The 306-nt window shown below is 56.5% G+C and carries 2 pseudogenes; both read left to right on the top strand.

Annotated elements, in window-relative coordinates:
• Positions 1-145 (top strand): annotated as a pseudogene (locus AF337_RS10560) (amino acid ABC transporter permease); the annotation flags it as partial.
• Between the two features lie 19 nt (positions 146-164).
• Positions 165-306: pseudogene (locus AF337_RS10555) on the top strand (amino acid ABC transporter permease); the annotation flags it as partial.

Genomic DNA, 306 nt, shown 5'->3' with positions numbered 1-306 from the left:
GTTCGAGACCTACCTTGTGCTGGCGGTGATCTATTCGCTGCTATGCCTCGTGGCATGGATGGTCGTGCGCTTTTTCGAAACGCGAAACGCAAAGTTCGCGCCCAATACCGCACCGACAAAGGCCACCATGATGGCAAGCGTCTGATCGAATAGGAGGTCATCACATGTTCGATTCCGAAGTCCTTCTTCCCGATCTCTGGGACATCCTGGGCGCGGTCCCGGTGACGCTCGCCATGGCGCTTGGAATCTTCGTCTTCTCTACGATCGTCGGCAGCCTTTTTGCGATGGTGGAATATCGGCGGGTCC

The organism is Rhizobium ecuadorense (assembly GCF_001187535.1).
GTDB lineage: Bacteria > Pseudomonadota > Alphaproteobacteria > Rhizobiales > Rhizobiaceae > Rhizobium > Rhizobium ecuadorense.
The sequence above is the reverse complement of the archived record's forward strand: the minus strand, read 5'-3'. Positions and strand labels throughout refer to the sequence as shown.